The organism is Gracilibacillus suaedae (assembly GCF_017599345.1).
Classification (GTDB): domain Bacteria; phylum Bacillota; class Bacilli; order Bacillales; family Amphibacillaceae; genus Gracilibacillus; species Gracilibacillus suaedae.
The window spans coordinates 50,466-76,158 of record NZ_JAGFVL010000039.1; the positions used below are offsets into that span (position 1 = coordinate 50,466).

The following is a 25,693-nucleotide window of genomic DNA, read 5'->3' on the forward strand; positions in this document are numbered from 1 at the left end:
AAGAAGAATTATACACTCTCTTCTTCCAATACCCTTATTTTTATAATTCTTTCCCATTCGTTTCAATCACATTTTGATACCAGAAAAATGATTTTTTTCTGCTGCGTTCCATTGTTCCACTGCCGTCATCTTGTTTATCAACATAAATAAAGCCATAGCGCTTAGACATTTCACCTGTAGATGCACTTACCAAGTCAATACAACCCCAAGCAGTGTATCCCATTAAATCAACACCATCTTCTATTGCTTCTCCCATGGCGACAATGTGGTCACGCAAATAATCAATTCGGTAATCGTCACGGATAGATCCGTCTTCTTCTACCACGTCTTTCGCACCAAGTCCGTTTTCAACGACAAAAAGTGGCACACGATAACGGTCATATAATTGATTTAAAGCGATTCTCAAACCGATTGGGTCGATTTCCCATCCCCAGTCACTTGCTGTTAAGAAAGGATTTCTTACACCAGACATTATGTTACCATCCGCTTGTTCTTCGTCGGTTTTTTCCTTTTTCTCAGTGCGGGACATATAGTAACTAAAGCCAATATAATCAACAGTATGTTCTTTAATTAGTTCTAAATCGCCTTCTTTGATATCTAACTCGATATGATGTTCTTTGAAGTAACGAGTCATAAACGCAGGATATTCACCACGGACTTGTACATCTGCACAATAATAGTTAAAAAGACGCTCTTCTTCTAGTGCATGCATAACATTTGTCGGATTAGCATCATATGGATAAACTGGCGCATATAAAATCATACAACCAATTTGTGCATCCGGAATAATCTCATGACAAGCTTTTACCGCTAAGCTGCTTGCAACAAACTGGTGGTGAAATGCCTGGAATGTTGGCGTATATTTATCCTCTTCCTTTTGGATCGAGAAGCCGAGCCCCATAATTGGCATGACTAGCCCACTGTTAATCTCGTTAAAAGTCATCCAATATTTCACTTTGTTTTGATAACGTTCCAAAATCGTTTTGGCATAACGCTCAAAGAAAGTCACTACTTCTCTGCTTCGCCAACCACCATAATTCCTTACTAAATTAACCGGCATTTCATAATGAGATATGGTCACAACTGGTTCAATATTGTGTTTATGCAGCTCATCAAACACCCGGTCATAAAAGGCTAGTCCTTCCTCGTTCGGTTCTGTCTCATCACCGTTAGGAAAAATTCTCGTCCAGGCGATGGACATTCGAAATACTTTAAAGCCCATTTCTGCAAACAGCGCAATATCTTCTTTGTATCGGTGATAAAAGTCAATAGCCTCATGATTCGGATATATATATTTCTCCGTATTTACTTCAAAGTTAAAACCGGGTTCTTTTAAAATATTGAGCCGGCCTTTTCCACCTGGTAATACATCCGCTATATTTAAGCCTTTATTTCCTTCATGGAAACCACCTTCAATCTGGTTAGCTGCAGTAGCTCCACCCCACAGAAAATTTTTTGGGAATTGATACATTTTTGTTGGCATGACACAACCTCCTATTACCTTATTATATTTGCATTATAGTTTGGATCATAAGTAAGGTAAATATGAATCGACCTTTCTGTTGTTAATAACAACTTTCGTGACATGTTTCATCAATGGCACAACCTGTAACATATTCAATGAGTATGCTAAAATAAAAGAAAGACTTTGTATCAAGAAGGGACTCTACCTCGATGTTTACCCATGAAATGATTGCTTCCTTTAATGAATTGGAATTAACACTGTATAACTATATATCCAGAAACAGCGAGAAAGTAGCTTATATGAGAATTCGTGAATTAGCGGATGAAACACATGTATCAACAGCAACGATTTTACGCTTCTGTCGTAAAATAAATTGTGATGGCTTTTCCGAATTTAAGGTGAAATTAAAAATGCACTTAGAAGAAAACAAACGGACAGTTATCAAAAGTCCTCAGCATTCCATTACAGAATTCTTTGAAAGGACACTAACCGGTGATCTAGAGGAACAGATGGATGAAGCAGCCAAATTAATAGCAAAAGCAGAAAGTGTAATTTTCACTGGGATCGGCAGCTCCGGTATTCTAGCAGAATATGGAGCAAGATATTTTTCCAGCATGGGGAAATTTTCGGTCTATATCAAAGATCCTCATTATCCGATTCATGCTAAATTCCGCTATAACAGTGTAACCATTGTACTTTCGGTATCGGGAGAAAATCCTTTTACCGTAACTCAGGTTAATCAACTCAAACAAGAGGGCAGTCAGATTATTAGCATAACGAATAATAAATTGTCTACAATTGCAAAAATATCAGATGTAAATCTTGCGTATTATGTTACAGAAGAGTGGTTCCAAGATTCCAATGTCACCACACAAGTTCCAGTGGTTTATATTTTGGAATCTATAGCACGAAAAATAAAGAAGACATAAGGACGATGTCTTTTCCAAAGTAAATAGTCAGCAAAGTTAGCCCTAATAACACAAGATTCTCAACAGTACCACCAGTTTTCGTTGTGAATGGAAATCTTACTGTCATGTTTACTGGATAAAGTAATTTTATTCCTTGTTTTGTCATAGAATCTAGTAGGAAGTGGCTGATCATTCCAATAGCGATACCTATAACCAATGATCTATTACTAGTTATTAGCGATAATAAAAATCCAACTAACAGTAAAAATAATAGACTATGAGTAAAAGTTCGATGACCAAATAACGCATTAATCAATTTAGACAGGAGTGGAAATTTTCGGCCAATTTTACTTCCCCCATGACATATGTCTGGTATTAATCCCCCTATAGCTCCTGCAAATATAAACCAAGCAGGATCATAATCTGTAAAAGTGGCCATCACAGTAGTTGCTGCGATCCCACCCATAATATGTGTTTTTCCTGTCATAATATTACATCTCCTTTTCATGTTGCGGATAAAATTATGTAATGAAGGCATTTATCATACCATATCGATTCTTTTCTATCAAGAATATATGTTCGCTATTCATTTAATATCTTTTATAATTTAATCATTTTAGGGAGGATAGTCATGACATTCATTGTATTTTTTCTAGCGGCCATCATAGTAATTTTTGCTGCCATTCAATTAAATAAATATGGAGACGTCATTAATCAAAAATCAACACTAAGCGGGGCTATGATAGGAACCTTTCTAATTGGCGGGGCAACAAGTTTACCTGAGTTAACGACTAGTTTAACTGCTGTCTATATTGACAATGCCGATATTGCCGTTGGAAATATGTTAGGTAGCAATGTGTTTAACGTTTTGATTTTAATGGCATTTGATCTTATTTATCGAAAAAAGAGAGTATTTAATAGAGTAGAACAAAGCACACATCTCCCGGTTGCAAAAGCCGGATTTGTAATGACTGCCTTATTAGTCATTGCCATTCTTTGGGACAACTCTCCCAGCTTTTTTCATATTGGTTTCGAGATGTATCTACTGATTATTCTTTATTTATTTGTTGTGAAGAAACTCGATCATGAGGAAGAAGATATTGAGGTAACATCTGATTTAACATTAAAACAAGGAGTCATTCGTTTTATCTTCGCCGCGATTATCGTCTTTCTTGCTGGTAGTACTTTAACTATTTCCGGCGACGAAATTGCTGACCAAACAGGAATGAACTCCAGTTTTGTCGGAAGTTTTTTAATTGCTGCGGCAACCTCTTTACCTGAATTAGTCACTGTACTTGTAGCATTCCAAATGGCAAAATACTCTCTTGCTATTGGTGCTATTTTAGGTAGTAACCTATATAATCTGCAACTACTGGTGATTACAGACATCTTCCATCAAAAAGGTGCGATTTTAAATATGACAAGCCTATCAAATGCAATGACAGCTTTACTTGGACTGATGATGATCTTCTTAACTATCTATGCATTACAGCGATCAATAGTCAAAAATGTAATCATCTATGCATTACCATCATTAACAACTATTGCTCTATATTTTATCGCTACTTACATCATGTTTTAATGCCATCACTCTGCCCTACTTTTATACATCTCGATCCATTCATTCACTGTTATTTTGGTGGATAGTTCACCAAGCAACTCGAAAGGGACTTTTTTAGGATTTGTAAATCGAATACAGCTTTTACCCATATTTAATTGAGTGGACATGTGATTAGAATATTCCTTTTCAAACCAGTCTAGCAATTCCTCATCAGCATAGATGCCCATATGATAGACAGCCAAATGTTTCTTTTGTGCTGCAATACTAATAAAAGGGAGAGGTGTACCTTCCTGGACATGGTATCCTTTAGGAAATGTTGCCAACGGAACAACGAATGAAGGCATGCCATATTGCATTTCAAGTGCAAAACCATCTGGAATATTCTCATCAATCACATGATAAAGTCTAGTAAACGGTTCGTGCCATTTTTCTTCTTTATCTTTTAAATATGCATGAATGATAGCTTCTGACATCAATACTCCTCCTCATTTTTCTTTCTATTGTAGCACAGAAGAACAATACGTATAGTGGAACTATATCTTATAGAAGTTTGGATGGGATTTTGCTAATTTTTGTCCCTAAGACTAATTCTTATGGACACCTTTGCGATATCATTTTTTGTTTTGTCTATAAGCAATAACTATTGGATAAATAAAAAGATTTACCATTTCTCTAGCATTCATTATGAAATACTTGAACAGCTTGACCACCGCTCCGGCTGTCCACTTCCCTTTCCGTGGGGTTTGCCCTTCAGCTAACTTTTTCGAGCAAAAATCGCTCGAAAAAGTGGATCTTCAGGTCAACCGATTCCCACAGGAGTGGAAGTGGGCGGGCCTTCGCTAAGTATTGCTCTACAACATATGTTAGAGCTAAAAACTTGGATTATTATCCCTTAAAAGCGCTAAAATGTAGCATTGAAATCTCTATAAAAGTTATAATACCAATGTTTATATCCTTCCTTACAAGAAAGAAAGGATAGGCTTAAACCTACCCTTTTTGTTTATTCTCCGTTCGTTACTTCTGGACTTTCTGTTTCTGCTTTAGCTAAACTATCCTTGATCTTGGATTCGTTATTGGATGCGACATTATCTAACATCCCTTTTAAGTCAACACCAGATACATCTTTTAATGTTTCTGGTAATTGACTCATTAATTTAGTTACATAATTACTCATTCGCGTTGCACCATCGCCATCGCCTTTTCCATTATCAACAACTGTCACCTTGTCAATAGAACGAACAGGTTCAGCAATTTTTCCAGCAAATTCAGGAAGCATGTTGATAATCATTTCGAGTATCGCTGCCTCGCCATATTTCTCCATTGCTTCGGCAATTTTTTCTTTCGCTTCTGCCTCTGCTAAACCTTTTTGACGGATAGCATCTGCTTCGGCTTCCCCGTCCAAGCGTATTTGTTCAGCTTCTGCTTCAGCTTTTTTTACGCGGGCAACTTTGTCTGCTTCAGCTTTTTGTTCAGCCGCATAACGCTCTGCCTCTGCCTTTTTGGAGATTTCCGCTTCATATTGACGTTGCTTACGAAGTACTTCTTTTTCGTCGATTTCAATTTGTTTATTTTTCTCAACCAATTGGATTTGCATTTCTTCTTGTTTAACTTGTTGTTCTGATTTTGCTCCTTGTAATTTATAAGCCATATCCGCTTCTGCTTTAGCCGTGTCTTGATCACGCTTATAAGCTGCTACTTTGAGTTCTTTTTCTTTTGTGGATTCGGCAATTTGCGTTTCGCTTAATAGCTCTGCACTTTGACTTTCGCGTTCTGCTGAAGCTTTTTGAATACGTGCATCTCTCATCGCGTTTGCTTCAGCAATTTGGGCGTCTCTTTTGACTTCTGCAATACGCGGCTTACCTAGTGCTTCCAAATATCCATTTTCGTCTTGCACATCTTTAATGGTGAATGAGACAATTTGCAGTCCCATTTTCTTTAAATCAACAGCCGCTTGCGTTTGTACCTCTTGTGCAAAACGTTCTCGGTTTTTGTAGATTTCCTCTACTGTCATCGTTCCTAAAATCGCTCGCAAATGACCTTCCAATACTTCTTGCGCCTCTTTGCGAAGTTCGGAATCGTCTTTCCCTAGGAATTGCTCCCCTGCTGTCGCAATTCCTTCTGTTGTACTTTGCACTTTGATAATCGCAGTTCCATCCGCCATTACTGGTACACCATTCTCGGTGTAAACATTCGGTGTAGAGATATCTAAACTATGAGAACGTAAGCTAATGTTTTCTTTCTGCTGGAAAACCGGCAGGATAAAGGCACCGCCACCACGGACGATCTTAATGCCTCCTCCATCATCTGTTCTGTGTACGTTCTTGCTCCCTAAAAAACTACCTGTTACGATCATAGCATCATCTGCGCCTACTGTTTTATAGCGAGCTGCAAATAGAATCGCAAATGCTAGGATAACCGCAACGACAACACCTATAACAATCAAAAAGTCCATTCTTAGCCTCCTAATTAAAGTTCATCTAGTTCTGAAACATATAAAATCTGATCTTCAACCTTTACAACAACAACTTGTTGTCCTTGCTTAATAATCGTTTGATCAAAGCTTTTGGCAGTTTCATTTCGACTACCGCTTGTAGAGGAAATAAATACTTCTCCCATACCTTGAGCAGGAATGGTGGTAATCACCTCACCAACTTGCCCTTCTAGATCATGAATGGATATAGAAGTAGAGGACTCAGCATTCGACATCGGAATCACAAGGAAATAGTAAATAAGTAAATATGCTCCTATGCCTATTAATATACTAATAAGTAAGACATAAATATCGTTTAAAGAAGAATATTTAGTAAGTAAAACACCTGCTCCTCCAATAACAGATAAAGTACCAAAAACTAGTAATGGATTAAAGAAGTCTCCTAAACTATCAAATACACTATCTAAGATTCCATCTAACACATGACCTAGTAACAAAGAAAAAATGGCAACTGCCAAACTCCCCCATAGTATCCACCAATAAATATCTAGTACTCCAATATGTACACCTCCTGATGAATGACTTATTAATATATACGTATCAAAAGGTAAAAAGTTCCCATTTTTTATAAAGAACAGGAACAAATTTATGTATATTTCTTGATATTTTACCATATTCATACGATTAGCACCATCTTTCGCCAGTAATCTTCAACAGTTATTGAAAAAACTTTTCTTTATCTTACATGAACCCCATATGATATGCTAAAAGTAGAAAATATCGATAAACACGAATAAGGGAGTTTATTAGTATGATCACGTTCGAGAATGTATCCAAGCAATTTACTGATGGTACAACAGCTGTCGATAGGGCGAGTTTCTCCATTGAAAAAGGAGAATTTTTTGTACTGATCGGCCCTAGTGGCTGTGGAAAAACGACGACACTGAAAATGATGAATCGACTCATTCCACTTTCAACAGGTACCATTTACATCGATAATAAGAGAATTAGTGATTATAACATTCATGCATTAAGATGGAATATCGGCTATGTCCTCCAGCAAATTGCCCTTTTTCCTCACATGACAATCGAAGAAAACATTGCTATTGTTCCAGAAATGAAAAATTGGGACAAAGATGACGTTCAAAAACGCACAGATAAATTATTAGAAATGGTCGGCCTCGATCCTGATACATATCGCGACCGCCAGCCACATGAACTTTCAGGTGGTGAGCAACAGCGAGTGGGAGTTATTCGTGCCTTAGCGGCAGACCCAGATATTATCCTAATGGATGAACCATTTAGTGCATTAGATCCAATCAGCAGAGAAAAGTTGCAAGAAGATATCATCGATTTACAACAAAAAATCAATAAAACGATTGTATTTGTTACCCATGATATCCAAGAAGCACTTAAGCTTGCAGACAGAATCTGCATCATGAAAGAAGGAAAAATCGTGCAGCTCGGTAGTCCAAAAGAAATCCTGACTAATCCTGTTAATGATTTTGTCCGTGACTTTATAGGTTCTGCTAACAGCATTGACTCCACTTTTCATTTAAAAGATATGATGCAACCTGCAACTGATGGAAAACCGGCTATTACAATTGACGCCTCCGCTTCCCTTGAAGAAGTATTAGATATGTTATCCAAGGAAGAAACCATTTACGTTACATCAAAAGGGAAAACAGTTGGACAAGTAGATCGACAAGCATTGTTACAATACTTATCCTCCTCTTTCAAAGAAGGGCGGGGAGAATATGTCTGATTTCTATGACGTGTTCCAAAACAGACAAACTCAAGTATGGCAAGCATTATTGGAACATATCCAAATATCGTTCATTGCCTTATTGTTCACTGTATTCATTTCGATTCCAGTCGGTATCTACTTGACCAAAAAGGAAAAAATTGCAGAAACTATTATTGGTGCTACCGCGGTTTTACAAACCATTCCTTCCTTAGCTTTACTCGGTCTTTTCATTCCATTGTTCGGAATCGGCAAAGTACCGGCAATCATCGCGTTAGTCATTTATGCGTTGTTACCAATCTTGCGCAACACATATACAGGGATTAAAGAAGTAGATAGTTCCTTAATCGAAGCTGCAACAGCAATGGGAATGAATCCATCAAAAAGACTGATGAAAGTAGAACTCCCTCTTGCAATACCGGTCATTATGGCTGGGATCAGAACAGCAATGGTCTTAATTGTCGGTACAGCAACACTTGCTGCTTTAATAGGAGCCGGTGGTTTAGGAGATATCATCTTGCTAGGAATCGATCGCAATAACACATCTCTTATTATCATAGGTGCCATACCTGCTGCACTTTTAGCCATTGTTTTTGACTTCTTATTACGGAAGATGGAGAAATTTTCTTTCAAACAATCCATCGTGACGATTATTCTGATTATCATTATTTCTTTACTTTTTATCATTGTGCCAAATGTAATGAAAAATAATCAAGATACCATTGTCATTGGTGGAAAGCTAGGTGCTGAACCGGAAATATTAATTAACATATACAAAATATTAATTGAAGAAGAAACAGATCTACAGGTAGAATTAGAACCCGGACTAGGAAAGACTTCCTTTTTGTTTGACGCATTGCGATCAGGAAGCATTGATATCTATCCGGAATTTACTGGAACAGCATTATCGCAATTTTTAAATGAGACTGCCTCTAGTAATGATGAAGAAGAGGTATATCATCAAGCACAAGATGGATTATTAGAAAAATATGACTTAAAATTCTTACAGCCTATGCAATTCAATAATACATACACATTAGCAGTACCAAAGGATTTTGCCGAACAACATCATTTAGAAACTATTTCTGATTTGCAAGAAATGGAAAATGAGGTTCAGGCAGGGTTCACGCTCGAATTCTCTGATCGGGAAGATGGCTATTTAGGAATTCAGGAACTCTATGGAGTAAACTTCCCGAACGTTACCACGATGGAACCTCAACTTCGATATGCAGCTATCGAAGAAGGCGATGTCAATCTAATTGATGCTTATTCTACGGACAGTGAGTTAAGGAGATACCAATTACAAGTGTTAGAGGATGATAAAGGGCTTTTTCCACCTTATCAAGGGGCACCACTACTAAGACAAGAAACACTGAATCGTTATCCTGAACTAGAGGAAATACTTAACCAACTCGCGGGAAAAATTACCGATGATCAAATGCGTGAAATGAACTACCAAGTAGCCGTCGAAGGAAAGAGTGCACATGAAGTAGCACAGTCCTACTTAAAAGAAGAAGGGTTATAATCATGTTACAATTGAAGAAATAGTTGTGAAAGGTGATTGTTATGAAAAAAGTATTAGATCACATCGGAATTGCCGTTAGAGATTTGGAAGGAAGTATCGATTTTTATATAAAAATCTTAGGTGGAGAATTGATTGATCGTTATCGTAGTGAAGCAGTTGGTGTCGAGAGTGAAATTGCGATCATCGATATCGAGGGTGCTCGTACAGAATTATTGATGCCAACCAATAATACAACCTCTCCTATTGCTCGTTTCATTAAGCAAAAAGGGAAAGGCGTACACCATATCGCTTATCGTGTTGACAACTTAGATATAGCAATTGAGGATCTAAAGAAACAAGACATTCGCGTGATGGAACACACTAGACGAATCAACAAACACGGCAGACGATTAATTTACTTAAACCCTGCTGATACAGAAGGAACCATTATCGAATATTGTGATTATCCTTAAACAAGGATATTACATAGTGCCTGGTCCCAACTAGAAAAATGATAAAGGGGGGGAGACTGACAAGACAAGACGTTTAGCACCGTGATTAAAATATTGGACAAATACTAAATGGACATTACATGTGTCTTGATAGAAGGCGAGAACGCATCTTATGAATATAAAATGGAGTCACAAAAAAATTGAAGAGGCTAGTGGTAAAATTTCCTTCAAAAAAGGACTTTCCTTTTATCGTTCGAATAAAGTATATCTTGAGACTTTCACTGCTCATCGTTGCGAGGCAATCGTAGCCGGAAAAGAAAATTTCCATGTCACAGTTGAACAGGATGAAAGTGGCGGTATAAGTACAACATGTAGCTGTCCTACATTAGCTTCTGTCAAAAATGACTGTCAGCATGTAGCGGCTGTTTTACTGGCGATATCTGAACATCCACAAAGAGAGTCACACTCTTCGTCTAGTTCAGAAATTTCAAAAGGTCTAATGAATCTATTAGAAAATCAACCAATCCGTCCTAGTGCCCAACAGCCACGATTTGAAAGCCGCCAAGTACTTCCATTAGCTTTCACATGCAAACTTATTACCAATAATCAGGGACAATCCCTGTTTGGCATAGAAGTTGAAGTTGGTACTACTAAAGTTACAAATATCCGCGCCTTTCTGAAGCAGGTGAAAGAACACGGTAACTATCAGTTAACTAGTTCATTCACTTACAATCCAGAGTCGCATTGTTTTTCAACTGATACAGACGACATTATCCAACAACTGATCCAAGTGATGAATGACGAAACAGCATATGGTTATGATCGGTTAATAGATAAATTTGCATATAAGATAAGCGATCAGCTATTAGTTATTCCGCCTTCTCTCTGGAGACGACTGGTGCCTTTACTCACTAAAGCACCAGTTGTGAAATTATCAAATGGGAAGGAAATTATAGACAAACTCTACTTTTCCGATCATGTCACATTGCCATTATCGTTTTATTTTACCAAAACTCACAATCAAGATTATCTACTTACCGTTAAAGGACGAGATAAGATCGTTATGTTAGATGCTTATCAAGCGCTACTGTTTGATGACAATGTAATACAGATAAACGAGGAGGACTTTCAGTATCTATCTGAGCTCATCCAGATACTAGATACTTCTAAAACTAATCAGACTCCGATTCCGCCAAGACAAACAGAATTTTTCATTGAAAAAGGACTACCCATATTGAAAAGGTTAGGCCAAGTCCATTTACATGGTGCTGTCACTAATCAACTGAAGCAGACTCCTTTAATTATAAAATTATACTTGGATCGAGTGAGAGACCGACTGCTTGCGGGTTTGGAATTTCATTATGGAAATATCTTGATTAATCCATTGGATGATGAGCAAATCGAAACGGGATCGATTTTGATAAGAGATGAGGAGAAGGAACATACGATACTGCAAATGATGGATGACAGTCGGTTTACACAGACAGATAGTGGCTACTTCTTACATAATGAAGCTCTGGAGTATAACTTTTTATACCATATGCTCCCGAAAATTCAAAAATTAGTACAAGTATATGCTACAACTGCTGTGCGGAACAGGATCTTCAAAGAGAATCCGCGGCCAAAGATTAAAGTAAAGATCCAAAGGGAACGAACCAACTGGTTGGAATTCAAATTTGAAATGGATGGCATCCCTGACCAAGAGATACGCGACATATTATCGGCTTTGGAGGAAAAGCAAAAGTACTATCGTTTGCGGGACGGATCCTTATTGTCATTGGAAACAAGAGAGTTTGAAGAGCTTCAACGTTTTTTAAGGAGTGCTGCTCCGATCCAGGATCAAGAAGACGTGGTAAGTGGACTACATGTACCAGTCATTAAAGGAATGCAGTTACTAGACTCTGCTGATGATCAGGTATTCACATTTGAACAATCGTTTCGGCAGTTCCTACACAATATCGAAAATCCTGATAATCAGAAGTTTACAGTTCCGAATAACTTAAAGACCATATTACGAGATTATCAGACACAAGGTTATAAATGGCTAAAAACCCTTGCTATACATGGATTTGGCGGAATTCTTGCAGATGATATGGGACTTGGCAAATCGCTACAAAGTATTGCATTTATTTTGTCTGAGCTTCCTACTATCCGTAAGAAAAAACTTCCTATTCTAATTGTTTGTCCATCATCTTTAATGTATAACTGGCGTAGTGAGATAAAGAAGTTCGCACCTGACATTCAAGTGACTATTGTAGATGGAAATAGAACAAAGCGATCCCAAAAGCGGACAATGGCGTTGGAAGTAGACGTTGTCATTACTTCCTACCAATTGTTACGAATGGATATCGACTGGTATAAGAAACAAGCCTTTCACACTGTCTTCTTTGATGAGGCACAAGCCTTTAAAAATCCCGTTACACAAACAGCACAGGCAGTAAAGAAGATACAAGCTAGTAATCGCTTCGCACTAACTGGTACACCGGTAGAAAATAATCAAGAGGAACTATGGTCGATTTTCCATGTCGTCTTTCCAGAACTATTTCATGGATTGAAGGAGTATAGTAATCTCACGAGAACGCAAATTACTCGGAGGAGCAGACCCTTTTTACTTCGTAGGGTGAAAGAGGATGTCCTCTCAGAGCTACCAGAAAAAATTGAATCAAGGGAATCTGTCGAACTGCTACCAGATCAAAAGAAGCTTTATGCCGCTTATTTGGCAAAACTTCGTCATGACACCTTAAAGCATCTAGACCAGGACACATTACGGAAAAATCGGATCAAAATCCTTGCTGGCCTGACACGGTTACGACAGATCTGCTGTCACCCTGCCTTATTTGTAGATGGGTATAAAGGAAGTTCTGCTAAATTTGAACAGCTAAAACAGATTTTAGAGGAATCGAGGCTAGCAGGAAGAAGGGTATTGATTTTCTCACAGTTTACGAAAATGCTTGAGTTAATAGGTAGAGATCTAGCGATTCAAGGCAGGTCCTTTTTGTATCTGGATGGGCAAACCCCGTCAGAAGAACGTGTCAAAAGATGCAATCGATTCAATGCAGGTGAATGCGATTTGTTTCTGATTTCAATGAAAGCAGGTGGAACAGGCCTTAACCTGACTGGTGCTGACACGGTTATTTTTTATGATACTTGGTGGAATCCTGCTGTGGAAGAACAAGCAGCAGACCGTGCCCATCGTATTGGGCAGACGAATGCCGTACAAGTCCTCAAGCTTGTTGCCCGTGGTACAATTGAAGAAAAAATGAATGATTTGCAAGAACAAAAAAGATCCCTTATAGAAGAGATCATTGCTTCGAAGGAAAAAGCATCGTCCACATTAACAGAAGAAGATATTCGTGAAATATTGTTATTGTGAATTTTTGCAAGGGGTGTGAGGGACAAGATACCTGACCCCCGTCCCATTCTAGTTACCTTTCACCTTACTTTTATAGTCACCATACAATAAGAGGCTTAGAATGAAAAGAAACATGATCATCATAAGCGGTATGATCCATAATTGACTTTCCTCCATCTTCCATCCTGCTATCATAATCGATACCGAAATAATTGGAGCGAATATATAATAAGACTTCGCTTCATAAAACCAGCCATAAGGGAAAAAATGGGCTCCTGTCACGATAGCAAAAAAGATAATCATGTCCTTAGGGCTTTGCATAAACGCCCAAAATATAATAGGAAAATACATAAACTGAGCTAAGTTTAAGAATAACCCTAACATTCCTAGTGGATTATCCGCTAATTTCCAATCGGCTTTTACAATAGCTGAAACACCTAATGCCAGTGGAAAAAGGAAAGCGCTAAGAAAAAATAAGATGATATTCTTTGTTTGAATTGGTATCGTTTGTGCATAAATGATAGCAATCGCTAGCCAAATAATCGTTGCCGCCATAATAAAAGCAATCCCGTTCTTCCCTTTTACAGCAGCATCTCGTTTCCATTCAGAAATATTCAATTTTTTAACCTCCAGCACTATAGACATTAGCTTGGTGTGTGATCTTCTGTTGGTTAACTTATTATACCATGTTAAAAATAACATACTTCATTTTTTTATTGTTTTAATCCTGCTAACAAATGCTCCAGAACAACCATCGCTTCTCCTATTACCTCTTTCTGATCAATATGCTCAGCAATCCATAGAACCGCTTCATTCATTGCTCCTGATAAGCAATGTGTCATAGCTTCAATGGAAATCGGCTTTAGTAATCCTTGTTCCTGCATTAACTGTAATTGTTCTTTCAAAGAACTCATCGAGTATTTTTCGTCCATTTTCCGAAACACATCCCAGCCTAAAACGGCCGGTCCATCAATCAAAAGGATACGTTGATTGTGGGATTGCACTGCCCCTTCCAAAAAAGCTCGACAACCACGGATCAGCTGCTCCCAGCTGTCATTCCCTCTTGCCGCTTCTACTTCTACATGTTCCCCCACTTCCTTTTGAACAGTTTCAAAAACAGCAAGAAAAAGCCCTTTTTTATTTCGAAAGTGGTGGTATAATGCCCCTCGAGTTAAGTTCGCTTCTTTAACTATCTCTTCTAATGCCACTTTTGCATAGCCATACTCTGTAAAATGATATCGGGCAATTTTTATCAAGTTATCTATTGTCTGCTCCGTTTCTAATTTGGTTCTTCTCATGCTGTTCCACTCCTTACTTCACTTTTCGCAATAACTCTAGTGCATGCTCATGTTCTGATTTTACCAGAGTTCTTAATCCGTTTTTAATTATTTTTCGATTCACATGATGATTGGCTTTCATCAGATGATGCAACCATATTAAAACTTGTTCCGGAGATTCTTTCGTTAAATCATTCAGATGATTGGCTACTGATTTTTGCACATAAGGAGAAGTATCATGAAGCAAGCTTTTAAGCAAAGATAAATTGTTTTCAAGATTATTCTTCAGTGGTGGCATCTTTTTAGCCCAAGGCAGCCTTGGGCGTGTTCCTTCACTGACTAATCGCCTCACATGTGGGTTGGGATCTGTTATCCAATCTTGAAGATAGTTCATGGAATGATCGATATCTGCTATTAGATATGGACGGATCGTATATTCAGCTGTATGTCGTTTTGTTATTTCATATATTGCATAGAAGGAAAGATCAAAATACGCCAACCCATACTTTTCAACAAAATAGGCTACCGGCATTAGGAAATATCCGTTGGTAAACATTCCTTTTTCTGTTTTATTTTCCGGTCCGAGTATCTTTAGTAAGATAGCGATAGCTTCCGGATAGTCTGATGGGAGGTTTTGTTGCAATGCATCCGCAAACACCTCCACTCTAGCTTTCAATTCTTTATTCGCTACCTCTCTGGTTACTAACTCTATAAAGACCTTGTGGTTAAAGTTAGGATAAATCGGGTGAATTAATTCCGCTAAACGAAGGGCCAATTCTTGATCAAAGTAATATTTTAAAGGGACATAATTGCCCATTACACTTCATCCTTCCATGCTTCTTCTCTATACTGATCTTGAAACGATTTATCAGGTGGAATGACGGTGATTACATCAATTAAGATACCATTTGGATCACTTGTAATAAAATGTCTTTGTCCAAATGCCTCGTCGCGTAATTCAAGGTGTAAAGGAAGTCGATGTTCTTTAATCAGTTTCTGATAGACTTGATCCACATTGTCTACCTCAAAATTAAGGATTAACCCTTGCACTGACTTACCAAACGATGATGGTACTGTTTCATGGCTAGCTTGAAGAATTGCCAATTCATCACCAGTCTCCTCCTGTTTCAAACTCATGTACCAATCCGCTTCAAACACGACAGAGAAACCAAAAAACTTTTGATAAAATTCTCCTGTTTCCTTTACCTTTTCCGTCATCAATACCGGATAAAAACTGCTTAATCTCATGATTCTCACTCCTCTTTTAAATTTGAATCCATTTTAACATACACACTGTATGTATGTTAAATGATATGCTATACTGTAAATAAGTGTTATGTATAGAGGAGAGTGACTGATATATGAAAGCTTTGAATGATTTGCTTCAACTAGATGCCTTAGGGCAAAAGGCGTTGCTCAATCAAAAGGAAATATCTGTCCTAGAACTAACCGATTTTTATATCAATCAAATCGAGCAATTTAACCCCATTTTGAATGCGATAGTCACAAAAAGTTTTGAACTAGGGCGAGATCAAGCAAAAAAGATGACGACATCAGAAGGGAAGGTTGCAGGACTTCCTTTTTTAATAAAAGATTTAAATGCGGTAAAAGGAATTAGACAAACAAGCGGGTCTCGAATGTTAAAGGATTTTATCGCTCCAGAAAGTGATGAGATCGTTAATCGTTTTGAAAATGCTGGACTTATTTTTCTAGGAAAAACAAATACACCTGAATTGGGTTTTCTACCTACGACAGAGCCTCTGCTATTTGGGGCGACTAAAAACCCATGGGATTTAGAACGCTCACCAGGGGGATCAAGCGGTGGTTCTGCAGCAGCTGTTGCAGCTGGTTTAATTCCTTTTGCACATGCTAATGATGGTGGTGGATCGATTCGAATTCCCGCCTCTGCCTGTGGATTGTTTGGCTTTAAGCCAAGTCGAGGAAGAATGCCCTATCCTGCTTATATGAATCATTTCTCTATCAACCACGCACTTACTCGTTCTGTTAGAGATAGTGTAGCATTATTGGATATTTTAAATGGCGCCGGAGACCACCAACTGTATCCTGCTTTTACTTCAAAGAAAAACTTCTTAGAACGTGTCCATGAAACACCTAGAAAACTGAGGATTGCTGTTCAATATCAAACAGATGAGACTATTCATTTTGATGAAGAGACTAGAAAAAACATGGAGAGCACCGTACAACTAGTAAAGGAGTTAGGGCATGAAGTAGTCGAGAAAATGCCGAAAATCGATTTCCAAGAACTAGCCAAACATTTTATTAATATTTGGATGGGGAGTGGATCTGCTGTTATCAAGCATTCTGGATTAATGGTCAGCCAAGAACCTTCTTACCAGAACCTAGAACCGTTAACTTACGAAATTCTAAGACACGGAAAAGACTTATCAGCATTAGAATATGAGGAATCCCGAGTATATATCCAGAAGGAAGCTCAAAACATCTTAGCCTTTTTCCAAGATGTAGATGTATGGATGACACCGACTATGAATCAATTGCCAACAAAACTTGGAAAAGATACAACCCCACCAAAAGATGCATTTGAACAAATGATGAATAACATGTTAGACTATAATCCATTTATGCCCATTGCCAATGCAACGGGACAACCGGCAATGAGTGTCCCAACTCATTGGACAAATGAAGGAATACCCGTTGGAACGCATTTCTTTGGTAGGCTTGGTGAAGATCAATTATTGCTCCAGCTCGCTTCCCAGATTGAACGAGAAAAACCATGGTTTCACAACTATCAAAAAATTAGTGATAACATATTAGGAGGGAGGTGACCACCCTCCCCTATTTTTCACTCCTTAACAGATCCAGAAGTTAAACCAGATACGATCCGCTTTTGGAATAATAGTACTAAGACAACAATCGGGATTGTGACGATAACTGTTGCTGCGGAAATATCGCCCCACGGAATAGAAAATTCACTTTGATACATAGATATCCCTACTGGAACAGTTCTCCATAAATCATCACTATTAATAGTTAAGGCAAACAAGTACTCATTCCAAGCAGCGATAAAAACTAAAATCGCTGTCGTAAATATGCCCGGTGTTGCTAATGGGAAGATAATTTTACGAAATGTTTGAAATGGGCTTGCACCATCTAATTTTGCTGATTCTTCTAATTCGAACGGAATCTTATTAAAAAAAGTGGCAAGCACCCAGATCGATAACGGTAAACTAATCGTAATATACGGGATGACTAATCCGATATAGCTATTACGCAATCCTAATTCTGTCACTAAGTTAAAAATGGGTGATATAATCGCAATTTGCGGAAACATCGATGCTGCGAGTACAACTCCTAAAAATAATCCTTTCCCCTTGATTGGCAACCTTGTAACAGCATAGGCTGCAAATGCAGCACATCCAACTGCTAAAATCGTAGTTAAACTTGAAACGACAAAACTGTTTAACATATAGCGCAATAACGGTCGATTCGTCAATGCAGCTTCATAAGATGATAATGTAGGACTCGTGGTAAACCAACGGAATGAAGTAAAAATTTCACCAACTGGTTTTACCGAAGTCAAAAAAACCCATATAAATGGAAACATTACTAAAAAAACAAAGATAGCTAAAAATAGATAAAAACCAATACCAGCTCGTTTTCTCATCTCAGTACCCCCTTCTATTTCGTACGTCCTGCGAATAAATCGGAACCAATTAATCGAACATAGATAAAACTAATCAATGCCACACAGAGAAATACGATAACGGATAATACTGAACCCTCACCAAAGTTCTGCTGTGAGAACAAGGTAACGTATGCATACACGGAGATCGACTCTGTGGCATTCGCCGGTCCACCACCAGTTAACACATAAATTAAGTCGAAAACTCGAAACGCATCCAATGTTCTAAACAATAGAGCAACTAAAATAGCTGATTTTAGTAAAGGTAGTGTAATCTTAAAGAATTGTTGCCATTTATTTGCACCATCGACATTACTAGCTTCATACAATGAATTCGGGATCGTTTGCAATCCAGCAAGTAATAATAACGCCATGTATGGTGTTGTTTTCCAAACGTCCGCAAATATAATGGCAAACATACCACCATCAGAAGTGGACAATAGCCATGATGCACTTGGTATAATATTTAACTTCTCAAAATAATGGGCAACGATCCCAGTTTGGCCATCGTATAAAAACCCCCACATCATGGCAGCAACCGCTGTAGGTATTGCCCATGGAATTAATACAGAAGCACGCACGATCCCTCGTCCTTTAAATGCTCGGTTAATCAGTAAAGCAATTGCTAAACCTAAGACAAGTTCAAATCCAACAGAGACAACGGTAAAATAAAACGTATTCCACAAAGATTGCCACATACGTTGGTCTTGGAAGTATTTAGTGTAATTTGCAAAACCAATAAAATTTGATTCTAAAATATTATCACTTGTCCCTGCAAGTAAGGATCCAGTTTGTTCGAAACTTTGAGCTAACTGTTCATTGTCAGTAGAGTCCGCTATAGACAAGAAATCTGCCGATATATTCTCCAGAGCACCCCGATAATCTGCGGCAAAATCATTATCTACCTTGGTATATTTGAGCTCAGAGTCTGATATGGGCTCAAAGTTCATCAACATTTCATCTATCTGTTCTATTTTTGCATTAATTTCCGCATCACTTGTTAATTCCTGATGATAACCTTCGATCGCTTCCCTTGCTTGCTGAACAGCTTCTAACTGATCACCCTCAGCATTACCTTCTAGATCACTAAGCTGACCATCGATATAAAAGTAATTGTCAACATAACGTTCCAAATCAATATTAGCGTTCAACATTTTTTGTGACCTTGTCGGATCATTAAGGCGATAATCAAATAAACTGTTATAAAAAGACTGTGCAACCGGCCATAAAGTGACAACGATAACAAGTAGTAACGATGGTAAAATCATCGCATAACCTAGCTGTTTTTCGTTAAGTTGAAATTTTTTCACTTTACCTTCCCTCCCCTTCTATCAAACACACCTTACGAAAGATGTACTTGAAAGAAAAAGCAAGATGAGTTCACACATGCCCATCTTGCTTTTTTAGTTCGATTTGATACAAATTAGTCTCCCATTGCTTCCTCCATTTTGGATTGCATATTTTCTGCAGCTTCCTCTGCTGATTGATCTCCAGTTAATACTTTAGATATTTCAATTTGCATGATATCTGAAATCTCCGGGTAAATCGGTGATACAGGACGTGGTACCGCAGATTGTAAAACATTCACAAATTCAGGGTTTGCAAATAACGGCCCAGCTTCTTTTACTTCCGGATCTTCATAAAGCGCTTCCAATGTTGGCGCGCGTCCTCCATGGACCGCAATGATTTTCTGCCCCTCTTCACCAGTCATAAACTTTAAGAATTCCCATGCTTCTTCTGGATGTTCTGAATAACGGTTAATCATACCCATCCAGCCTCCTAAAGTGGCTGCATGACCTTCGTCACCTGCTGGAAGTGGTGCAATATCTACGTTACCGACAATAGATGAACGCTCCTCATCATTTGACGATGCTTGTAAATATGGCCAGTTACGAGCAAACACCGCATCTCCTGCAATCCAAGCATTTTCTGTTTCTGTTTCCATAAAGTTCAAAATATTGTCAGGAACAAAATCTGAATTCACAACTTCCGTTAATTTTTCTAGTCCTTTAACCGTCTCAGGACTGTTTACAACTACATTATTATCATCATCAATAACTTGCCCACCATAAGATGCTATAAATTCAATATAGTTACATACTAACCCTTCATATTGTGCAGCTTGCATCAAGTATCCAAATTCTGTACCTTCTTCTCCTTGCAGCTCACTCGCTTGCTCTATCAATTCATCCCAAGTTTCGGGTGCTTCCTCAACAATATCAGATCGATAGTAAAGCATCCCAGCATCTGTGAATTTGGGCATTGCCCATTGCTTGCCATTAAAGTTTGCTGCTTGAACAGTACCTGGGAAATAGGCATCCATATCAATGCTATCTCTTTCAATAAAGCGATCTAATTCTAATGCATAGTTTGCTTGTGCAAATTCTGCTGGCCAGATAACATCTGCATCAAATACATCTACTTCAGAACTTTGTGAACTGAACATGGTTACGTATTGATCATGTGATTGACCTGTATCTGCCGGCATTTCTCTGAGTTCTACGTTAATATGGGGATGTTTCTCTTCGAAAGCTTCAATGACTAAATCAATGGCTCCTGTCGTATCTACACCACGTGCATAAACGATGGTAACCTCTTCTGAAGCGCTTTCATTTCCTTCACTGGTTGTTTCTTCATCAGATGTACCTTCTGTATTATCTGTTTCTGATGTACTTTCACCATTACACGCCACAACAAAAATAGCCAATACTGAGATAATACCTACTAGTAAAAGTCTTTTCATCTGTTCCATAACAGAACCCCCTATTACAGATTTTCGATTTCGTTTAACCTTTTGAAATCGATTACATTTTGATTTTATATGAACTGTATATACAAGTCAACAATTTACGAAAATAAATTATCTTAATTTAATCGGCGGAAAAAGTTACACCGAAACTTTTAAGTAGATTCTCTTATAATTAATTCATGGTCTAATATGACATCTTCTATTTCCTCGCCTCGAATTTTCTTTATTAGCATATCTACTGCTATACTTCCCATTTTATACATTGGTTGTGCAACCGTTGTCAATCTTGGAAATGTCATATTAGTAAAATCAATTTTGTCAAAGCCAACGATCGCCATCTCATCGGGAACATGGACCCCTTGTATATTTAATTCCTTTAACGCACCAATAGCTAATACATCTGATACAGCAAAAACTGCAGTAAACTTCCCTGCCTTGTGACTCAACAGTGACCTCATCACCTGTTGACCTGCTTCAAACGTCACATTATTTGTTTTATAAATCCAATCATCCTCAAATTCTATGTCAAATTCTTTCAGCGCTCTCAGAAAGCCTTTCTTTCGTTCGCGAGCGTAAAGAAATTTTTCATCACTATTGATCAAGACAATTCGCTTATGCCCTTGTTTTAAGAGAAACTTTGTCATCTGGTATGCTGCCAGTTCGCTATCAATTGTTATATAAGACAAACTTTTATCTTTGTCATACTCACTACATTGTACAATCGGAAATTGTCTAGCCAATTGTACGAGTTTATCCTTATCTATCGTGGGATCCATTGTTATAGCTCCATCTGCTAACCGATTTTTTAATAGATCAAAATAGACACTTTCCCTTTCCGTTTTAGAATGCGTTTGACAGACTAATATATTATACCCGTGATCTAGTGCAGTCTCTTCTATTCCTTCGACTATTCGCAAGTAGAAAGGGTTTGATATTTTCGGTATCAAAACAAGCAACATTCTACTTTCAGAATTCCTGAGATTTCGACCTAAAATGCTAGGGGCATAATCTAATTCCTGCATTGCATCCTGAACTTTTTGTCTCGTTTTTTCTGTCACCGCAGACGGGGTATTCAAAACCCGTGAAACGGTCGCAACTGAAACACCTGCTTTTTTTGCCACGTCTTGTATAGTAGGCATAATACTACCTCCTTCCTAACATCATGAAGGTCACCATATAAATAAAAAATGAAGAATTCACCATATACGGACCTTGATTATCTATCAAAATGTAATCCATTACATATTTGATAACATTATAATATAGGTAAATATAAAGTCAATCTCTACCTGTTATATAACATTTTTTATCAAATAGGATGAAAATAGGACATTAAAATCAAATATCTATTCTCACTCCATTATAAAGAACCGAGATGAGTTTTCATACATTCTCGGTTCAAATCTTGCAACTTCCATTTTATTTTTGGTCCCCAGCAAGGATATCAAGCCATTTTATATCCGCTTCTAAGTGCAGTAATGCTCCTTCGATAAGCATTTTCATCGTATCATTTCCTGATTGCGTCATTTGCTTTTTTAAATGGGTTAAATGAAGGACTTCCTTTATCATCGTTTCTTTTTGTTTCTTGATCATTTTTTGTTTCTCATCGTATGCTACATGATCAGTACAGAGAAACTTAAAATAAAATTCGTCTTTTAACAATGACCGTCCGACCGGTTTTTCCAACCAATTCCAAAGTTCTTCTTTACCTGCTTGTGTTATCGTATAAAGCTTACGATCCTTTTGATCGTTTCCCGGAGACTCTACTGAAGCATCACGCTCCAACCGATCAAGAGTGGTATATACTTGGCCAGCATTGAGTGGCCACATTCCTTGAACAAGTTCTTCGAAACCTGTTTTCAATTCATAGCCGTGTCTCGGTTTTTCATATAATAATGCAAGCATAGAATGTTTTACTGACATGGTAATCCCCGCTTATTCATAGTTTATCGCTTCTTTCACTGGTATATGTGATGCTGTTCTGCTGTGGAGATTTCACCTGTTTCGTTATAGATCAAGAAGGCTAATCCAGCTTCTAGAATGAGTAAGAAGAGGAACAAAAATAAAAAGAATAAGCTATGTTTCCTCTTACCAAACAGATAACGCACCCCACCAAATAACAATATGAAGACAAGTGATAGTATTTCAGCGACAATAAAGATTTCCCATTGGTATTGGACAATAAAATTCAATTTTCCCCCCCTTTTTTATGGCCGATTGTAAAAAAGCCGAAAAAGTACTACATGTACTCTTTCGGCTAACTCCTTTATATTTTTATCTCTTTCAAGGCATCAACCGGGGTCATAACGTTAAACCCTTTATTTTTTAAGTGTGTGGCTGCCTGGTGCATGGAAAGCTGAGGAAATACTATCTGCCCTTGAGGTGGATTATTTTCGATATAGTCAATAATCACTTCACTATATGCGTCTTGCTTATTGGACATTAGTAGCGCAAAAGCATGATCAATGACCTCCACCTGGAAATCAGCTTTTACGTTTGGTTGCTGTTTAAGTCGATTAATAGTACCTTTCACCGTAGCGGGATTGGTAAAATATAAAGTTGCAGTTGGATAATCAATGAGAGACTTGAGAAATAATTCATCTATTTTCAATATGGGAGTATCATTTATCTTAGTTTCCTTTATGTATAGACTATAATTGGTACATGTGATTAAAATAGCATCTGGCTCAGCAGATGCCAACCATTCTAGTTGTGTCTGTACTCGTTTTTCAATCTGTTGAGTTGATTTATTTTTAATCGCATCAATAAGGCCTGGATCAACATGGTGAATTTGTTCTACGTTGGTACTTTTCAGTGCTGACTCTGTATATTCAATGTTACTATGGTGTGCGTGTAAAACTACTAGTTTAGCTTTTCTATTAAGATTCATCATGTTCAAACCCAACCTTCTAATGGATAATTCCGTTATGATACTCATTTTACTAGTAGTACCTGATTATTTCCAAGCATTATTCGGGAGATTCCATGGGATGTGGTGAAACAGAGTATAGCAGGATCTTACGGACACGATTACAGATTTTCACGATTTTGTGTCCATAAGAATCTACCTTATGGACACATGTTGACTTGTTTACTTTAAACTGTCTGTAAGACGTATTCTTGCAGACAAAATTTCTCACATTCCCCTCATACTGTCCATAAGATTTGTTTTTACGGACACAATTTTGCATATGGACTCTAAACTGTCCGTAAAAAATCTAAATTTCAATACAACAGCTTATATTTCAAGTGTGTAACATTTGAACCATCTGTAACTTCTTGAGATTCTAACTTTATTTGTTCTGAGCCAATTTGATCAAACAAGCGAATACCTTTTCCCATTAGGATTGGCGCTACATGCAGATGCATTTCATCCAGAAGACCGGCTTTTATACATTGCTGAGCAATACTTGCTGTTCCAATACTGACATTTTTACCATTTGCAGCTTCTTTCGCCTGTACAATAGCATCTTTAACTCCACTGGTGACAAAAGTAAAGCTTGTCTTATCTTCTTCATAACTTTCCGGAGCTTCATGTGTTACGATAAAAATAGGAACATCCTGAATCGGATGACTGCCACCCCAACCATTAACAATATCAAAAGTTCTCCTTCCTACAACCATCGCCCCTGTCATGGGAACTGGACCATCAAAAATTTCTTTGTTTGTGGCAGAAAGCTTAAAAAATTCATTGTAACGACTGGATTGATCACCACTGAACAACCAGTTTTGAATCAATTCCCCTCCTTCCCCTAGCGGCTGCTTTTGGTTATCATTCACACCTGCGATAAAACCATCAAGTGACATAGAAATATCAAGAATAACTTTTGACATTTAATTCACTCCTTCCCCTTTGTTTCTTTATTCTAGCATGTGAAATAGCTGAATATTTCTCTTATATTGCTAGACAAAAACTCAGTGAACAACAGAAAATAAAAGCAATTTAGAAGAAACCCATTGGTCTAAGAAATTGTATAATAAGATAGATTTATATAAAACATTTAATATAAAAAGGAGATGGGATTATGTCCAGTATCGAACACTTTCAAATTGTGAACAGTCCAGTTCAAAATGTATACGAGGTATTGACAACGGAAAAAGGTCTTTCCGAAATATGGACAAATGACTTAAATTTCAATAATGAAATAGGTGCGATTAATGTGTTTCGTTTCGGCGAAAGGGATGAAAGCAAAATTCGTGTAGAAGAGCTAATTGTTAATAAGAAGGTTGTTTGGAAATGCATTGAATCAGATGAACCAGAATGGATCAATACAACAATTTCCTTTGATTTGGAAGAAAACAACGAAAAAACTGAGATCATTTTCCGTCATACAAATTGGCAGGATATTACCACATGCTATCGTAGTTGTAATTACAACTGGGCTATCTTTTTATACAGTCTGAAACAATATTGCGAAGGTGGAAAAGGAATATCGTATCAAACAAGGAAGTTTTCATAGGGGGTTCTGCCCCCTACATAGAGAAGGCAGTAATTCAAATTCCTCAAGTATTCTAACTTTGTATCTTCGTTAATCAAATTTTCTCCCTTTTTTAAAGGTTTATAAATTTATAGCTGATCACCACTAAAC

Annotated in this window: 25 protein-coding genes; 8 read left to right on the forward strand and 17 right to left on the reverse strand. The window is 37.6% G+C overall.

The genetic code is table 11. From position 1 onward, the window contains the following. Positions 1 to 40: 40 nt before the first annotated feature. A complete protein-coding gene (locus J5J03_RS11105) occupies positions 41 to 1,483 on the reverse strand; it encodes a glycoside hydrolase family 1 protein (RefSeq protein WP_269435817.1) in 1,443 nt (480 codons plus the stop codon). 191 nt (positions 1,484 to 1,674) lie between these two features. Between J5J03_RS11105 and J5J03_RS11110 the strand changes: the two genes are divergently transcribed. Then, entirely contained in the window at positions 1,675 to 2,394 is a 720-nt protein-coding gene (locus J5J03_RS11110; RefSeq protein WP_208589562.1) for a MurR/RpiR family transcriptional regulator, read from the forward strand. Here the strand turns inward: J5J03_RS11110 and J5J03_RS11115 are convergent. Continuing rightward, positions 2,366 to 2,860, reverse strand: coding sequence for a metal-dependent hydrolase (locus J5J03_RS11115; RefSeq protein WP_208589564.1), 495 nt, complete (start codon positions 2,858 to 2,860; stop codon positions 2,366 to 2,368). The genes J5J03_RS11110 and J5J03_RS11115 overlap by 29 nt on opposite strands. Before the next feature lie 144 nt (positions 2,861 to 3,004). Between J5J03_RS11115 and J5J03_RS11120 the strand changes: the two genes are divergently transcribed. Further along, positions 3,005 to 3,955 carry a sodium:calcium antiporter gene (locus J5J03_RS11120; RefSeq protein ID WP_208589566.1) on the forward strand — a complete coding sequence of 317 codons (951 nt, stop codon included), beginning with the start codon at positions 3,005 to 3,007 and terminating at the stop codon, positions 3,953 to 3,955. Between the two features lie 5 nt (positions 3,956 to 3,960). Here J5J03_RS11120 and J5J03_RS11125 read toward each other — a convergent pair whose 3' ends face one another. From J5J03_RS11125 to J5J03_RS11135, 3 genes are all read right to left on the reverse strand, one after another. Then, on the reverse strand, positions 3,961 to 4,407 hold the full coding sequence (locus J5J03_RS11125) for a DUF1801 domain-containing protein (protein WP_208589568.1): 447 nt from the start codon (positions 4,405 to 4,407) through the stop codon (positions 3,961 to 3,963). Positions 4,408 to 4,934: 527 nt separating this feature from the next. Next, positions 4,935 to 6,386 (reverse strand): flotillin family protein, encoded by a 1,452-nt coding sequence (locus tag J5J03_RS11130; protein ID WP_208589569.1) that lies wholly within the window; start codon positions 6,384 to 6,386, stop codon positions 4,935 to 4,937. A 14-nt stretch (positions 6,387 to 6,400) separates the two neighbouring features. Beyond that, complete coding sequence (locus J5J03_RS11135; RefSeq protein ID WP_208589570.1) at positions 6,401 to 7,045, reverse strand: NfeD family protein; 645 nt, start codon at positions 7,043 to 7,045, stop codon at positions 6,401 to 6,403. A 131-nt stretch (positions 7,046 to 7,176) separates the two neighbouring features. Here J5J03_RS11135 and J5J03_RS11140 point away from each other — a divergent pair, with 131 nt between their 5' ends. The 4 genes from J5J03_RS11140 to J5J03_RS11155 all read left to right on the forward strand — a co-directional run bounded on the left by J5J03_RS11140 (position 7,177) and on the right by J5J03_RS11155 (position 13,438). Then, complete coding sequence (locus J5J03_RS11140) at positions 7,177 to 8,130, forward strand: ABC transporter ATP-binding protein (protein ID WP_208589571.1); 954 nt, start codon at positions 7,177 to 7,179, stop codon at positions 8,128 to 8,130. Further along, positions 8,123 to 9,634 (forward strand): ABC transporter permease/substrate-binding protein, encoded by a 1,512-nt coding sequence (locus tag J5J03_RS11145; RefSeq protein ID WP_208589572.1) that lies wholly within the window; start codon positions 8,123 to 8,125, stop codon positions 9,632 to 9,634. The genes J5J03_RS11140 and J5J03_RS11145 overlap by 8 nt, the downstream gene beginning before the upstream one ends. A 41-nt stretch (positions 9,635 to 9,675) precedes the next feature. Continuing rightward, positions 9,676 to 10,086: a VOC family protein gene (locus tag J5J03_RS11150; protein WP_208589573.1), complete on the forward strand. Its 411-nt coding sequence runs from the start codon at positions 9,676 to 9,678 to the stop codon at positions 10,084 to 10,086. Positions 10,087 to 10,237: 151 nt separating this feature from the next. Beyond that, positions 10,238 to 13,438: a DEAD/DEAH box helicase gene (locus J5J03_RS11155; RefSeq protein ID WP_208589574.1), complete on the forward strand. Its 3,201-nt coding sequence runs from the start codon at positions 10,238 to 10,240 to the stop codon at positions 13,436 to 13,438. Between the two features lie 48 nt (positions 13,439 to 13,486). On the opposite strand, the gene J5J03_RS11160 is transcribed toward J5J03_RS11155, so the two are convergent. The 4 genes from J5J03_RS11160 to J5J03_RS11175 all read right to left on the reverse strand — a co-directional run bounded on the left by J5J03_RS11160 (position 13,487) and on the right by J5J03_RS11175 (position 15,942). Continuing rightward, positions 13,487 to 14,035 (reverse strand): DUF7010 family protein, encoded by a 549-nt coding sequence (locus J5J03_RS11160; protein ID WP_208589575.1) that lies wholly within the window; start codon positions 14,033 to 14,035, stop codon positions 13,487 to 13,489. A gap of 95 nt (positions 14,036 to 14,130) precedes the next feature. Beyond that, complete coding sequence (locus J5J03_RS11165; protein WP_208589577.1) at positions 14,131 to 14,715, reverse strand: TetR/AcrR family transcriptional regulator; 585 nt, start codon at positions 14,713 to 14,715, stop codon at positions 14,131 to 14,133. A gap of 13 nt (positions 14,716 to 14,728) precedes the next feature. After that, the gene (locus J5J03_RS11170) at positions 14,729 to 15,511 is read right to left on the reverse strand and encodes a DNA alkylation repair protein (protein WP_208589578.1); all 783 of its coding nucleotides are present in this window, start codon (positions 15,509 to 15,511) and stop codon (positions 14,729 to 14,731) included. Beyond that, positions 15,511 to 15,942, reverse strand: a complete 432-nt coding sequence (locus tag J5J03_RS11175; protein ID WP_208589579.1) for a VOC family protein — start codon at positions 15,940 to 15,942, stop codon at positions 15,511 to 15,513. Before J5J03_RS11175 ends, J5J03_RS11170 begins: the two co-directional genes overlap by 1 nt. 113 nt (positions 15,943 to 16,055) lie before the next feature. On the opposite strand from J5J03_RS11175, the gene J5J03_RS11180 reads away from it, so the two are divergent. Beyond that, the gene (locus J5J03_RS11180) at positions 16,056 to 17,498 is read left to right on the forward strand and encodes an amidase (RefSeq protein WP_208589580.1); all 1,443 of its coding nucleotides are present in this window, start codon (positions 16,056 to 16,058) and stop codon (positions 17,496 to 17,498) included. A 17-nt stretch (positions 17,499 to 17,515) separates the two neighbouring features. On the opposite strand, the gene J5J03_RS11185 is transcribed toward J5J03_RS11180, so the two are convergent. The 8 genes from J5J03_RS11185 to J5J03_RS11220 form a co-directional block, all read right to left on the reverse strand. Then, positions 17,516 to 18,337 carry a carbohydrate ABC transporter permease gene (locus tag J5J03_RS11185; protein ID WP_208589581.1) on the reverse strand — a complete coding sequence of 274 codons (822 nt, stop codon included), beginning with the start codon at positions 18,335 to 18,337 and terminating at the stop codon, positions 17,516 to 17,518. Positions 18,338 to 18,351: 14 nt separating this feature from the next. Further along, the gene (locus J5J03_RS11190; protein WP_407927830.1) at positions 18,352 to 19,665 is read right to left on the reverse strand and encodes a carbohydrate ABC transporter permease; all 1,314 of its coding nucleotides are present in this window, start codon (positions 19,663 to 19,665) and stop codon (positions 18,352 to 18,354) included. Positions 19,666 to 19,778: 113 nt separating this feature from the next. Next, a complete protein-coding gene (locus tag J5J03_RS11195) occupies positions 19,779 to 21,107 on the reverse strand; it encodes an ABC transporter substrate-binding protein (protein WP_208589582.1) in 1,329 nt (442 codons plus the stop codon). Between the two features lie 149 nt (positions 21,108 to 21,256). After that, on the reverse strand, positions 21,257 to 22,243 hold the full coding sequence (locus tag J5J03_RS11200; protein ID WP_208589584.1) for a LacI family DNA-binding transcriptional regulator: 987 nt from the start codon (positions 22,241 to 22,243) through the stop codon (positions 21,257 to 21,259). Positions 22,244 to 22,523: 280 nt separating this feature from the next. Further along, positions 22,524 to 23,027 (reverse strand): PadR family transcriptional regulator, encoded by a 504-nt coding sequence (locus tag J5J03_RS11205; protein WP_208589586.1) that lies wholly within the window; start codon positions 23,025 to 23,027, stop codon positions 22,524 to 22,526. A 35-nt stretch (positions 23,028 to 23,062) separates the two neighbouring features. Continuing rightward, a complete protein-coding gene (locus J5J03_RS11210) occupies positions 23,063 to 23,296 on the reverse strand; it encodes a hypothetical protein (RefSeq protein WP_208589587.1) in 234 nt (77 codons plus the stop codon). Between the two features lie 74 nt (positions 23,297 to 23,370). Continuing rightward, positions 23,371 to 23,997, reverse strand: a complete 627-nt coding sequence (locus J5J03_RS11215) for a hypothetical protein (protein WP_208589588.1) — start codon at positions 23,995 to 23,997, stop codon at positions 23,371 to 23,373. Positions 23,998 to 24,329: 332 nt separating this feature from the next. Continuing rightward, complete coding sequence (locus J5J03_RS11220) at positions 24,330 to 24,938, reverse strand: dihydrofolate reductase family protein (protein ID WP_208589589.1); 609 nt, start codon at positions 24,936 to 24,938, stop codon at positions 24,330 to 24,332. A gap of 191 nt (positions 24,939 to 25,129) precedes the next feature. Here J5J03_RS11220 and J5J03_RS11225 point away from each other — a divergent pair, with 191 nt between their 5' ends. Further along, positions 25,130 to 25,564 (forward strand): SRPBCC family protein, encoded by a 435-nt coding sequence (locus J5J03_RS11225; protein ID WP_208589590.1) that lies wholly within the window; start codon positions 25,130 to 25,132, stop codon positions 25,562 to 25,564. Positions 25,565 to 25,693 lie beyond the last annotated feature (129 nt).

Bases quoted from the DNA above. Each gene is read 5' to 3' on its own strand.
- J5J03_RS11175 (WP_208589579.1), bottom strand. From the start codon at position 15,942: ATGAGATTAAGCAGTTTTTATCCGGTATTGATGACGGAAAAGGTAAAG.
- J5J03_RS11165 (WP_208589577.1), bottom strand. From the start codon at position 14,715: ATGAGAAGAACCAAATTAGAAACGGAGCAGACAATAGATAACTTGATA.
- J5J03_RS11155 (WP_208589574.1), top strand. From the start codon at position 10,238: ATGAATATAAAATGGAGTCACAAAAAAATTGAAGAGGCTAGTGGTAAA.
- J5J03_RS11195 (WP_208589582.1), bottom strand. From the start codon at position 21,107: ATGGAACAGATGAAAAGACTTTTACTAGTAGGTATTATCTCAGTATTG.
- J5J03_RS11185 (WP_208589581.1), bottom strand. From the start codon at position 18,337: ATGAGAAAACGAGCTGGTATTGGTTTTTATCTATTTTTAGCTATCTTT.
- J5J03_RS11215 (WP_208589588.1), bottom strand. From the start codon at position 23,997: ATGATGAATCTTAATAGAAAAGCTAAACTAGTAGTTTTACACGCACAC.
- J5J03_RS11225 (WP_208589590.1), top strand. From the start codon at position 25,130: ATGTCCAGTATCGAACACTTTCAAATTGTGAACAGTCCAGTTCAAAAT.
- J5J03_RS11125 (WP_208589568.1), bottom strand. From the start codon at position 4,407: ATGTCAGAAGCTATCATTCATGCATATTTAAAAGATAAAGAAGAAAAA.
- J5J03_RS11200 (WP_208589584.1), bottom strand. From the start codon at position 22,243: ATGCCTACTATACAAGACGTGGCAAAAAAAGCAGGTGTTTCAGTTGCG.
- J5J03_RS11150 (WP_208589573.1), top strand. From the start codon at position 9,676: ATGAAAAAAGTATTAGATCACATCGGAATTGCCGTTAGAGATTTGGAA.
- J5J03_RS11145 (WP_208589572.1), top strand. From the start codon at position 8,123: ATGTCTGATTTCTATGACGTGTTCCAAAACAGACAAACTCAAGTATGG.
- J5J03_RS11205 (WP_208589586.1), bottom strand. From the start codon at position 23,027: ATGTCAGTAAAACATTCTATGCTTGCATTATTATATGAAAAACCGAGA.
- J5J03_RS11105 (WP_269435817.1), bottom strand. From the start codon at position 1,483: ATGCCAACAAAAATGTATCAATTCCCAAAAAATTTTCTGTGGGGTGGA.
- J5J03_RS11110 (WP_208589562.1), top strand. From the start codon at position 1,675: ATGTTTACCCATGAAATGATTGCTTCCTTTAATGAATTGGAATTAACA.
- J5J03_RS11140 (WP_208589571.1), top strand. From the start codon at position 7,177: ATGATCACGTTCGAGAATGTATCCAAGCAATTTACTGATGGTACAACA.
- J5J03_RS11220 (WP_208589589.1), bottom strand. From the start codon at position 24,938: ATGTCAAAAGTTATTCTTGATATTTCTATGTCACTTGATGGTTTTATC.
- J5J03_RS11130 (WP_208589569.1), bottom strand. From the start codon at position 6,386: ATGGACTTTTTGATTGTTATAGGTGTTGTCGTTGCGGTTATCCTAGCA.
- J5J03_RS11180 (WP_208589580.1), top strand. From the start codon at position 16,056: ATGAAAGCTTTGAATGATTTGCTTCAACTAGATGCCTTAGGGCAAAAG.
- J5J03_RS11120 (WP_208589566.1), top strand. From the start codon at position 3,005: ATGACATTCATTGTATTTTTTCTAGCGGCCATCATAGTAATTTTTGCT.
- J5J03_RS11115 (WP_208589564.1), bottom strand. From the start codon at position 2,860: ATGACAGGAAAAACACATATTATGGGTGGGATCGCAGCAACTACTGTG.
- J5J03_RS11170 (WP_208589578.1), bottom strand. From the start codon at position 15,511: ATGGGCAATTATGTCCCTTTAAAATATTACTTTGATCAAGAATTGGCC.
- J5J03_RS11135 (WP_208589570.1), bottom strand. From the start codon at position 7,045: ATGAATATGGTAAAATATCAAGAAATATACATAAATTTGTTCCTGTTC.